Annotated in this window: 7 protein-coding genes and 1 tRNA gene; 6 read left to right on the top strand and 2 right to left on the bottom strand. The window is 74.0% G+C overall.

The window, feature by feature from the left end:
• Positions 1-200: 200 nt before the first annotated feature.
• From ABZX40_RS23330 to ABZX40_RS23315, 4 genes are all read left to right on the top strand, one after another.
• A complete protein-coding gene (locus tag ABZX40_RS23330; RefSeq protein ID WP_355738509.1) occupies positions 201-1,094 on the top strand; it encodes an FAD binding domain-containing protein in 894 nt (297 codons plus the stop codon).
• A complete protein-coding gene (locus ABZX40_RS23325; protein WP_355738512.1) occupies positions 1,091-2,848 on the top strand; it encodes a 2Fe-2S iron-sulfur cluster-binding protein in 1,758 nt (585 codons plus the stop codon). The genes ABZX40_RS23330 and ABZX40_RS23325 overlap by 4 nt, the downstream gene beginning before the upstream one ends.
• Positions 2,845-5,151, top strand: coding sequence for a molybdopterin cofactor-binding domain-containing protein (locus tag ABZX40_RS23320; protein ID WP_355738515.1), 2,307 nt, complete (start codon positions 2,845-2,847; stop codon positions 5,149-5,151). The genes ABZX40_RS23325 and ABZX40_RS23320 overlap by 4 nt, the downstream gene beginning before the upstream one ends.
• A 578-nt stretch (positions 5,152-5,729) precedes the next feature.
• Entirely contained in the window at positions 5,730-6,938 is a 1,209-nt protein-coding gene (locus tag ABZX40_RS23315; RefSeq protein WP_355738518.1) for an SUKH-4 family immunity protein, read from the top strand.
• Positions 6,939-6,957: 19 nt separating this feature from the next.
• Here the strand turns inward: ABZX40_RS23315 and ABZX40_RS23310 are convergent, their stop codons facing one another.
• Both ABZX40_RS23310 and ABZX40_RS23305 read right to left on the bottom strand, forming a co-directional pair.
• Positions 6,958-7,920: a superoxide dismutase gene (locus ABZX40_RS23310; protein WP_355738520.1), complete on the bottom strand. Its 963-nt coding sequence runs from the start codon at positions 7,918-7,920 to the stop codon at positions 6,958-6,960.
• A gap of 167 nt (positions 7,921-8,087) precedes the next feature.
• Positions 8,088-8,162, bottom strand: a tRNA-Cys gene (locus ABZX40_RS23305).
• Between the two features lie 223 nt (positions 8,163-8,385).
• Here ABZX40_RS23305 and ABZX40_RS23300 point away from each other — a divergent pair.
• Together ABZX40_RS23300 and ABZX40_RS23295 are read left to right on the top strand one after the other, a co-directional pair.
• Entirely contained in the window at positions 8,386-9,915 is a 1,530-nt protein-coding gene (locus ABZX40_RS23300) for an MFS transporter (RefSeq protein ID WP_355738523.1), read from the top strand.
• A 207-nt stretch (positions 9,916-10,122) separates the two neighbouring features.
• Complete coding sequence (locus tag ABZX40_RS23295; protein ID WP_355738526.1) at positions 10,123-11,925, top strand: DEAD/DEAH box helicase; 1,803 nt, start codon at positions 10,123-10,125, stop codon at positions 11,923-11,925.
• The last annotated feature ends 52 nt before the right edge of the window (positions 11,926-11,977 follow it).

Genomic DNA, 11,977 nt, shown 5'->3' with positions numbered 1-11,977 from the left:
CGAAGAGTGCCAATTGCCGCGCGTGGGTGATGCCCTGCGAAAACCGGTCATCTCCGCGATGAGGTGGGTGAATGCCTCCTAGCGGACCCCCGCGTCCGTGCCCTGCGAAGATGTGCCAGAGTTGCCACGTCCGCCCGGTCAGCACGTACCGTACGGCGCACAGGTGGGAACAGTGGGGGCAGCGGGAAGGGGCAGCCGGTTTGACCACGCACGCACCGCAGGCGGCGCAGCCCGTCACGCTGCCCACGACGCTCGACGAGGCCGTGGCGGCCCTCACCGCGCTGCCCGCCGCCGTGCCCGTCGCGGGCGGCACCGACCTCATGACCTCGGTCAACTCCGGCCAGCTCCGCCCGGCCGCGCTGGTCGGCCTCGGCCGGATCAGCGAGATCCGTGGCTGGCAGTACCAGGACGGCCACGCGCTGCTGGGCGCCGGACTCACCCACGCGCGTATGGGCCGCCCCGACTTCGCCGCCCTCATCCCCGCGCTCGCCGCCGCCGCCCGCGCGGCCGGCCCCCCGCACATCCGCAACGCCGGCACCCTCGGCGGCAACATCGCCTCCGCCTCGCCCACCGGTGACGCGCTGCCGGTGCTCGCCGCCCTGGAGGCCACCCTCGTCATCGCCGGGCCGGACGGCGCCCGCCGCGAGATCCCGGTCTCCCATCTGCTGGCCGGGGTGGAGATGCTCCGCGCGGGCGAGCTGATCGGCTTCGTGCGCGTGCCCCTGCTGCACGCGCCCCAGGTCTTCCTCAAGGCCACCGCCCGTACCGGCCCCGGCCGGGCGGTCGCCTCCGTCGCCCTCGTCCTCGACCCCGCCCGGCGCGGGGTGCGGTGCGCCGTCGGTGCCATAGCGCCGATGCCGCTGCGCCCCCTGGACGCCGAGCAGTGGGTCGCCCGGCTCATCGACTGGGACAACGACCGCGCGCTCGTCCCCGAGGCGCTCAGCGCCTTCGGCGAGTACGTGGCCGCCGCCTGCATCCCCGACCCGGCCCCGGCCGAGGACGGCTCCGTACCGCTGCTTCCGCCCGCCGTACTGCATCTGCGGCGGTCCGTCGCCGCGCTGGCCCGACGAGCACTGGGGAGGGCGCTGTCGTGACCGACGACCAGCACGGAGAGGGCACCCCCCAGGGCGGGGGCCGCTGGGACCCGCTGCCCCAGGGCGAGTACGACGACGGCGCCACCGCCTTCGTCAAGCTCCCCGAGGGCGGTATCGACGCCCTGATGGCGTCCGCCGACAGCCCGCTCGCCGCGCCCGGCCACGGCTATGTGCCGCCCGCCATCACGGTCACCCCTGCCGCGCCCGCCGCCACCGACCCGTCCGCCACCGGCACCTGGACCACCCTCCCGGCCGCCCCCGCCGACGCCACCCAGTGGCAGAGCGCCGGGGACGACACCGGGACCGGCCACCAGGGACCCGGACAGGGACCCGGGCAGGCGCAGGCGCAGTACGGGGCCGCGCCCGGCGACGGGTTCGCGTACCACCCGGGTGCCACCGGGCAGTGGAACTTCGGGGAGGCGGTGTCGGCTCAGGCGTCGGCCGCGGCGCCGGGCCACGATGTGACCGGCCAGTGGTCGATCCCGGTGGCGGGCGGCGATCTCCCGGACGAGTCGGGCGAGTTCAGCACGTCCGCGCTGGTCGAGCAGTGGGGCGGCACCCCGCCGCCGACGCTCCCCGGAGGCGCCGCCGCGCCCTGGGCGACCGAGGGCGGCGCGGGCCAGGCGTGGGCCCCCGAGAGCGACGTACCGCCGGAGACGCCGGAGCGGCACTACGGGGAGCCCGTCCCGCACGGTGAGCCGGTGACGTCCAGTGTGTCGCGCCCGCGTCCCGCCGGGGCCGCCGGACCGGTGGAGGCACCGGAGGCGGCCGGGCAGACCGAGGTGGCCGATGCGCCCGAGGTGGCCGATGTGCCCGAGGTCTCCGGGGCGTCGGTGACCGCCGGGGCCGTCGCGGTGCCCGGGGTCGCCGAGCGGGCCGTGGAGCCCTCGGCGGAGCCCGACGCGGACTCCGGGCCGGACAGCACCTCCGAGGCGCCCGAAGAGGCCGCTGAGCCCGCCGCCGGGGCTGTCCCGGACGGCGAGGAGGCCCCCGCCGCCGCCAACCCCGCCGAACCCGAGGGCGATCCGGACACTCCGGACGCTCCGGACACCTCCGCCGACCCCGCCGACCCGCCCCCGGCCCCGCACGACGACCACCCCGTCGCCTCCTACGTGCTCCGGGTGAACGGCACCGACCGGCCCGTCACCGGCGCCTGGATCGGCGAGTCGCTGCTCTATGTGCTGCGTGAGCGGCTCGGGCTCGCGGGCGCCAAGGACGGCTGCTCGCAGGGCGAGTGCGGCGCCTGCAACGTCCAGGTCGACGGCCGTCTCGTCGCCTCCTGCCTGGTGCCCGCGGTCACCGCGGCCGGCAGCGAGGTGCGCACCGTCGAGGGCCTGGCGTCCGACGGACAGCCCTCCGACGTCCAGCGCGCGCTGGCCCGGTGTGGCGCCGTGCAGTGCGGCTTCTGCGTGCCCGGCATGGCGATGACCGTCCACGATCTGCTGGAGGGCAACCCGGCGCCCACCGCGCTGGAGACCCGCCAGGCACTGTGCGGCAACCTGTGCCGCTGTTCCGGCTACCGCGCGGTGGTCGACGCCGTGCAGGAGGTCGTCGCGGAGCGCTCCGCGGGCAGCGGTGCCGAGTCCGCCGAACACGACGGCTCCGAGCCGCGTATCCCTCATCAGGCGGGCCCCGGATCCGGCGGGGTCAACCCGTCGGCGTTCGACCCGCCCAGGAACCAGGGCCGGGCGCGTGACCAGGGCCACGGCAACGGAACCGGAACCGGACCGGGACAGGACGGAGGCCAGGCGTGAGCAACGAAGCCGCCACCGCGACCACGGCGGAGGCCGTTCCCACCGCCGAGCCGATCCCGCACGGCCTCGGCGCGTCCCTGCCCGCCGCCGACGCGCGCGCCAAGACCGAGGGCACCTTCCCCTACGCCGCCGACCTGTGGGCCGAGGGCCTGCTGTGGGCCGCCGTACTGCGCTCCCCGCACCCGCACGCGCGCATCGTGTCCATCGACACCTCCCACGCGCGCGAGATGCCCGGAGTGCGGGCCGTGGTCACCCATGAGGACGTGCCCGGCGCCGCCCTGCACGGCCGGGGCACGGCCGACCGCCCCGTCTTCGCCTCCGAGGTGGTCCGCCACCACGGCGAGCCCATCGCCGCCGTCGCCGCCGACCACCCCGACACCGCCCGGATGGCCGCCGCCGCCGTCATCGTCGAGTACGAGGTCCTCGACCCGGTCACCGACCCCGAGCGGGCGTTCGAGGCCGAGCCGCTGCACCCCGACGGCAACCTCATCCGCCACATCCCGCTGCGCCACGGCGACCCGGACGCCGACGGCGAGATCGTCGTCGAGGGCCTGTACCGGATCGGCCGCCAGGACCCCGCCCCCATCGGCGCCGAGGCGGGCCTCGCCGTCCCCCGGCCCGACGGCGGCGTGGAGCTGTACCTCGCCTCCACCGACCCCCACAACGACCGCGACACGGCCGCCGCCTGCTACGGCCTCGAACCCGACCGCGTCAAGATCGTCGTCACCGGGGTGCCCGGGGCCACCGCCGACCGCGAGGACCAGGGCTTCCAGCTCCCCCTGGGACTGCTCGCGCTCAAGACCGGCTGCCCGGTCAAACTCACCGCCACGCGCGAGGAGTCCTTCCTCGGCCACGTCCACCGCCATCCCACCCTGCTGCGCTACCGGCACCACGCCGACGCCGACGGCAGGCTGGTCAAGGTCGAGGCGCAGATCCTGCTGGACGCGGGCGCCTACGCGGACACCTCGGCGGAGGCGCTGGCCGCCGCCGTGTCCTTCGCGTGCGGCCCCTATGTGGTGCCCCACGCCTTCATCGAGGGCTGGGCGGTCCGCACCAACAACCCGCCCTCCGGCCATGTCCGGGGCGAGGGCGCCATGCAGGTGTGCGCCGCCTATGAGGCGCAGATGGACAAGCTCGCCAAGAAGCTCGGCGTCGAACCCGCCGAACTGCGGCTGCGCAATGTCCTCGCCACCGGTGACGTCCTGCCCATCGGCCAGACCGTGACCTGCCCGGCGCCGGTCGCCGAACTCCTCCAGGCGGTCCGCGACTTCCCGCTGCCCGCGCTGCCCAAGGACACGCCCGAGGACGAGTGGCTGCTGCCCGGCGGCCCCGAGGGCGCGGGCGAGCCGGGCGCGGTGCGCCGGGGCGTCGGTTACGGACTGGGCATGGTGCACATGCTGGGCGCCGAGGGCGCCGACGAGGTCTCCACGGCCACCGTCAAGGTCCAGGACGGGGTCGCCACGGTCCTGTGCGCGGCCGTCGAGTCCGGCCAGGGCTTCACCACCCTCGCCCGCCAGATCGTCCAGGAGACCCTGGGTGTCGACGAGGTCCATGTGGCCCCCGTCGACACCGACCAGCCGCCCGCGGGCGCGGGTTGCCGGGGCCGTCACACCTGGGTCTCCGGCGGCGCGGTGGAACGGGCCGCGAAGATGGTCCGCACCCAGCTCCTCCAGCCCCTGGCCCACAAGTTCGGCATGTCCACCGAACTGCTCCAGATCGCCGACGGCAAGATCACCTCGTACGACGGTGTCCTGTCCACGACGGTCAGCGAGGCGCTGGACGGCAAGGAGCTGTGGGCCACCGCGCAGTGCCGCCCGCACCCGACCGAACCGCTCGGCGAGCACGGCCAGGGCGACGCCTTCGTGGGGCTCGCCTTCTGCGCCATCCGCGCGGTGGTCGACGTGGACATCGAACTGGGCTCGGTCCGGGTGGTGGAGCTGGCGGTCGCCCAGGACGTCGGCCGGATCCTCAACCCGGCGCAGCTCGCGGCGCGGATCGAGGCCGGGGTCACCCAGGGCGTGGGCATCGCCCTCACCGAGAACCTGCGCACCCCGCGCGGCACGATCCGCCACCCCGACCTCACCGGCTACGCCCTGCCGACGGCGCTGGACGCCCCGGACATCCGGATCGTGAAGCTGGTCGAGGAGCGGGACGTGGTGGCACCGTTCGGCGCGAAGGCGGTCAGCGCGGTGCCGGTCGTCGCCTCCCCGGCGGCCATCGCCTCCGCGGTCCGCGCGGCGACCGGCCGCCCGGTGAACCGCCTCCCCATCCGCCCACAGGCCGCGGTGGTCACGTCGGGGTGAGGGGGCCGGGCGGTCGGTCTGAGCTACCGGGGCTAGTCGCCGGGGCAACCGTACGGACCGTCAGTGGGACGGCTCTCGGATCAACCGTCGTGACCATCGGCGTACGGCCCTCGGGGCAACCCGTTCGGACCGTCGGTGGGACGGCCCGTGCGGCAGCCCTCCGGACCGTCAGTGGGACGATCCCCGGGACAACCGTCGTGACCATCGGCGGGACGACTCTCGGGACAAGCGTCCGGACCGTCGACCGGACGACTCGTGCGGCAGCCGTCCGGACCGTCAGTGGGACGGCCCCGGGACAACCAACCGGGTGCTTTCGACGTCTGACCGAGTGGCCGGGTGCTGCGGGCGTCGTCGGCCGGGCGGCGCGTCCGTCGGCCGAGCGGGTGGGCCGGAGCCGGACCCGACGGCCGGAAGCGGCGGTCCACGCCCTGGCCGGGTGGGTGAACATCCGCCCCGCGAACCGCGTTTGTGCAGGTCGGAGCCCATTGTCAGTGGCAGCCCGTAGTGTTGCGGGCAGTGGGGACGGCCGCGGGATCGGGCGGACGGACCGACCCCTGACAACCATGCACGGGGGAGCTATGAGCACGACCGGCGCCGTCACAGCGGCCATCACCCTGACCGATTTCGAGCTGGATCCCTACATCACGCACGCGCCCACCCGGCACTGGCTGACGGGCCCCGGGCTGCCCCGCGTGAGCGACCTGCTGACCTTCGAGCAGCTGCGGACGAACGGGCTGCGCACGGTCGCCGACACCACCGGCGACCCCGGCTTCCTCGCGGCGGAGCTGCGCGACCGCCTGGTGATAGGCGGGCTGCTCACCCCCGGCGGCATCGCGGGCGAGTCGCTCCTGCTCGACGGCGCGACGGGCGCGATCACCACGGCGTACTTCTCCTTCGACCTCCCCGCCGGCTCGGCCACCTCGGCCGTCCCGGCACCGGCCGCCCCCGCCCCGCGCCCGCTGGCCCCTTCCCTGCGCGCACTGGTCACCTTCGCCGCGGCGACGGAGGAACTGGCCGAGCTGCGCGGCCGGTTCGCCGCCTTCGCCGGACGCCATGGCGCCAAGGCCGCGCAGGAGGCGTCCCGGCAGCTCCTGGCGGTGTTCGAGGACGGCGCGGACGGCGCGGTGGCGCCCTACTGGAAGATGGCCGCCCTGATCCGCCCGCTGGCCCTGGTCGCCGGTCCCGGCACCCGCTCCGGGCTCACCCTCGACCTCCCCGCGCGGCTGCTGGAGGGCGAGTTCGGCCCCGGCCGCCTCGCCCACTTCGAGGACGTCGACTGCCCGGCCCCGCTCACCCATGAGCCGACCCGCCGCTTCCTGCGCGAGACCGGCCTCCCGGAGGACGGCACCCTGCTCACGCTGGACACCGACGTACGGCTGCCGACCCTCGCCGAGTACTACGCCGACGAGTACGAGGGCGGGCTCCCCGCCGACGCCCTCCCGCTGCGGGCGGACTGCCTGATCCGCCTGGGCCGCCTGGTGGACGACCACGCCCTGCTGATCGACGGCGCGACCGGCGAGGTGCTGGCCTGGAGCGAGCGGGAGGCGACCCTGAGCCCGCTCAACACGGATGTGTCCACCCTCGCCTTCACCCTCTGGCTGCTGCACCGCGAGCGCGCCATCGACCGCGCGCTCTCCCACGAGCTGACCACGGACGCCTACGACCAACTCGCGGCCACCATGATCCGGGTCCTCAGATCCGTCGACCCGGCGGGCTCCCCCCACCACCCGGTGGACTGGGAGTACTGGACCCGGCTGTTCCAGGACGAGTCGGCCGGAGTCCTCTGAGGCCCGCCGGGCCGCCCCCTCAGAGCGGCACGCCGATCGCGCGGTAGGTGGTCTCTGGCGTGGGCGGTGTGTCGAAGCGGGCGTTGACCACATAGAGACGGTCGCCGTGGCGGGCGGCCGTGGTGGGCACGTCGAAGCGCGGGTCGGTGATCGTGCGGCGGAGCACGGCGGTGCGGGCCCCGGCGTCGAGATCGAGGACGCTGACCTGGTTGAGCCGGTTCTGGACGACATAGAGGGTGCGGCCGATCCGCAGCAGGCCGTCGCCGTAGGTGAGGGAGGGGGTACCGCTCAGGGCGATCTCGACCGCGGTGCCGGTGTCCAGAGGGACGCGGTAGAGCCGGCCGCCGTTGACGACGATCAGGGCCCTGCCGTCGGCCGTGCCGACCAGGCCGTTGGCGCCGATGCCGGTGGCGGGCTGCACCCAGTCGCCGCCGAGCGGCAGCGCGCGGACCGTACCGGTACGCCGCCCGCGCGGGACGCTGTGGAGGACGGCGCCGTAGGAGTCGGTGAACCAGGCCCGGTCGCCGAGGAGGGCGGCGTCGTTGATGAAGTGGCCGGTCGGGTCGGTGAGCCGGTAGTGGGCGATCAGTTCGCCGGTGCGGGAGTCCACGACCCGGGCGGCGCCTCCGGTGGACCCCGACGACAGATACAGCAGTCCGTCGCCGTCGATCTTCAGACCGTTGGTGACGGTGCCGGGTTCGCCCGCGTGGACCAGCGTGCCCCGGCCGGTGCGCAGATCCGCGCGGTACACGGCCCCGTCGGCGCGGGAGCCGAAGTAGGCGTAGGGGCCGGTGCCGATGGTGATGCCCTCGGGCAGAAAGCCGTCGGGGAGGGGGATCTCGGTGGGCTGGGTGGGGGACGGCGTCGCCGTCGAGGAGGGCGCGGCGGTGGCGGAACCGGTGCCGAGGGCAGCGGTGAGGGCGGTGAGCGCGGTACCGCCGAGAACGGCACGGCGAGAAGGAAGGGGGTGGTTCCGGGACAAGGCTCGGCCTCCGGGGCGAGTGAGGTGGGGGGCTCATCGGAGCTCCGAGACAACCACCGCACGCTGTGAGCGCTATGAGCGCTATGAGAGGAGGCAGAGGAGAAGCGGGAGGAGGGCCGCCGCTCCCCGCCGTGCTCCGCCTCTCCCGCTCGCCCCGTCGGACGACTTGGAGACCGTGGCGGGAATCGAACCCGCGTAACTGGATTTGCAGTCCAGCCCCTGAGCCTCTCGGGCACACGGTCGTGGTGAGAACGACGGTAGGGGGAGGGACACAGGGGACTCAAGGGGATCAGGGGTGCCGCAACGGGACTGCCATACGGCGTTCACATGGATCCATGGACGGGAGGTCCGGCAGATCGCGCTCTCCTCGGAGGGGTCGGCGCGGCGGTCGTAGGACAAAGGTCTCAGATCATGACGGTCCTCCGACAGGGGTAAAACTTGACTGCGGCCCTTACGCTGCTGGTCATGACGACCCCGATACCACGCGACACCGATGTCGCCCACACGACCGCACCCACACCAGGGCCGTCCGACGGGCCGAAGGAGGGTGTGCTGAGCAGGCCCTACCGGGCGCTCAGTATCGGGATCACCTCGGTGGTGCTGCTGATCGCCTTCGAGGCGACAGCGGTAGGGACGGCAATGCCGGTGGCGGCGCGGGAACTGGACGGGGTGCCGCTGTACGCGTTCGCGTTCTCGGGGTACTTCACCACGAGCCTGTTCGGGATGGTGCTCGCGGGGCAGTGGTCGGACCGGCGCGGGCCGCTGGGCCCGGTGACGGCCGGGATCGTCTCGTTCGCGGTCGGGCTGCTGCTGTCGGGGACGGCCCAGGCGATGTGGCCCTTCATCCTGGGGCGCGCGGTGCAGGGGCTGGGCGGCGGCCTGGTGATCGTGTCGCTGTACGTGGTGGTCGGCCGGGCCTACCCGGAGCATCTGCGGCCCGCGATCATGGCGGCGTTCGCGGCGAGCTGGGTGGTGCCGTCGATCGTCGGGCCGCTGGCGGCGGGCGCGGTCACCGAGCACATCGGCTGGCGCTGGGTGTTCCTCGGCATCCCCGCCCTGGTGGTGCTGCCGCTGGCCCTCGCGCTGCCCCAGATCCGGCGGCTCGCGGGCCCGGCGGACGGCGCGGGGAGCGGACAGGGCGAGGGGGCAGGGGGAGCCGGGGAAACCGGGCGGGCCGGGCGAGTCGGGGGCGGCAAGGGCGGGAAGTCCTTCGACCGGCGGCGGATCCGGCTGGCGTTCGGGATCTCGCTGGGCGCCGGGCTCCTCCAGTACGCGGCCCAGGATCTGCGCTGGCTGTCGCTGGTGCCGGGCGTTCTGGGCGCCGCGCTGCTGGTGCCGGCCGTGCTGGGGCTGCTGCCGCGCGGCACCTACCGGGCGGCGCGCGGGCTGCCGTCGGTGGTGCTGCTGCGGGGCATGGCCGCCGGGTCGTTCATCGCGGCGGAGTCGTTCGTGCCGCTGATGCTGGTGACCCAGCGGGGGCTGAGCCCGACGCTGGCCGGGTTCTCCCTGGCGGCGGGCGGGGTGACCTGGGCGCTGGGGTCGTGGGTGCAGTCCCGGCAGCGGCTGGAGCCGTACCGGGAGCGGCTGATGACGCTGGGGATGGTGCTGGTCGCGGCGGCCATCGCGGCGGCGCCGAGTGTGCTGATCGAGTCGGTGCCGGTCTGGACCCTGGCCGTGGCCTGGGCGTTCGGGTGCTTCGGGATGGGTCTGGTGATCGCCTCCAGCAGTGTGCTGCTGCTCCAGCTGTCCGCGCCCAGCGAGGCGGGCTCCAACTCGGCCGCCCTGCAGATCTCCGACGGTCTGTCCAACGTCATGCTGCTGGCCCTCGGCGGCGCCGCCTTCGCCGCCCTCGGCGGGGGCACGGTCACCCATGCCGCCACGGAGGCCTCCGGCGGTTCACCGGCCGCCTTCGCGGTGGTGTTCCTGCCGATGGCGGTGATCGCGCTGGTCGGGGCCTGGGTGACCCGCAGACTGCGGGTGCCCGACCCGGCGTAGGGGGTGCCCGCCGGATGTGACCTGGGTCCCACCCAGGGGTGACCCGGCATCGTCCGCGCGTTGACCGGGGCGGGGCGCCGGTAGGGTGGCCCGGTTGTCATACGTAGCCCAGGACAGCGCCGTACCCGCTACCGCGCCGGACGGCCGCCGCCCGACCACACACCGGAGACCGTGACTACCGCCCGCCCGTCACCCACCCCTTTGCCGATGCCTACTTCTGCTTCCGCTTCCGCCGGTCACTCCCATCACCTCTCACCCGCCTTCCCCGGCCGGGCCCCCTGGGGTACCGCGAGCAAGCTGCGGGCCTGGCAGCAGGGGGCGATGGAGAGGTATCTCCAGGAGCAGCCGCGTGACTTCCTCGCGGTCGCCACACCGGGCGCCGGGAAGACCACCTTCGCGCTGACCCTGGCGTCCTGGCTGCTGCACCACCATGTCGTGCAGCAGGTGACCGTGGTCGCGCCCACCGAGCATCTGAAGAAGCAGTGGGCGGAGGCGGCGGCCCGGATAGGGGTCCGGCTGGACCCGGAGTACAGCGCGGGCCCGCTGAGCAAGGACTACCACGGTGTCGCGGTGACCTACGCGGGCGTCGGCGTACGCCCCATGCTGCACCGCAACCGCGTGGAGCAGCGCAAGACGCTCGTCATCCTGGACGAGATCCACCACGCCGGTGACTCCAAGTCCTGGGGCGAGGCGTGCCTGGAGGCGTTCGAGCCGGCCACCCGCCGCCTCACCCTCACCGGTACACCGTTCCGCTCCGACACCAACCCGATCCCGTTCGTGACGTACGAGGAGGGCGCGGACGGCATCCGCCGCTCCTCCGCCGACTACACCTACGGCTATGGCTCGGCGCTCGCGGACGGCGTCGTGCGGCCCGTCATCTTCCTCTCCTACAGCGGCAATATGCGCTGGCGCACCAAGGCGGGCGACGAGATCGAGGCCCGGCTCGGCGAGCCGATGACCAAAGACGCGATCAGCCAGGCATGGCGTACGGCGCTGGACGCGCGCGGTGAGTGGATGCCGTCCGTGCTGCGCGCCGCCGACCAGCGGCTGACCGAGGTCCGCAAGGCGATCCCGGACGCCGGGGCGCTGGTCATCGCCACCGACCAGGACTCGGCGCGGTCCTACGCCAAGCTCATCCGGGACATCACCGGGCACAGCGCGACGGTCGTGCTGTCGGACGACTCCGGTGCCTCCGACCGGATCGACGAGTTCAGCGGCGGCACGGACCGCTGGATGGTCGCGGTGCGGATGGTGTCCGAGGGCGTCGACGTGCCCCGGCTCGCGGTCGGCGTGTACGCGACGACGATCTCGACGCCGTTGTTCTTCGCCCAGGCGGTCGGGCGTTTCGTGCGCTCGCGCAGGCGCGGTGAGACGGCGTCCGTCTTCCTGCCGACCGTGCCCGATCTGCTCGGGTTCGCCAATGAGATGGAACGCGAACGCGACCACGTCCTCGACAAGCCCAAGAAGGACGGCGAGGAGGACCCGTACGCCGAGGAGGACAAGCTCCTCGCGGAGGCCGAGCGGCAGCAGGACGAGGACACCGGCGACCAGGACATGCTGCCCTTCGAGGCGCTGGAGTCCGACGCCGTCTTCGACCGGGTGATGTACAACGGCGCCGAGTTCGGGATGCAGGCCCACCCCGGCAGCGAGGAGGAGCAGGACTACCTCGGCATCCCGGGGCTGCTGGAGCCGGACCAGGTGCAGATGCTGCTCCAGAAGCGGCAGGCCCGCCAGATCGCGCACAGCCGCAAGAAGCCCGACGACGAGGCCGACCTCCTCGAACTCCCCGCCGACCGCCGCCCGGTCGTCAGCCACAAGGAGCTGATGGAACTGCGCCGCCAGCTCAACAACATGGTCGGCGCGTACGTCCACCAGAGCGGCAAGCCGCACGGTGTCATCCACACCGAACTGCGGCGGGTCTGCGGCGGCCCGCCCAGCGCGGAGGCCACCGCCGGGCAGTTGCGGCAGCGGATCGCCAAGGTGCAGGAGTGGGCCACCCGGATGCGGTGAGGTGGGGTGCGGTCGGTGGGGTGCCGGGTGCGGTGGGCTGAGGTGCGGTGGT

The organism is Streptomyces sp. NPDC004610 (assembly GCF_040609715.1).
Classification (GTDB): Bacteria; Actinomycetota; Actinomycetes; order Streptomycetales; family Streptomycetaceae; genus Streptomyces.
Note: the sequence above shows the minus strand (reverse complement) of the source record. Positions and strands in the feature narration are given on the sequence as shown.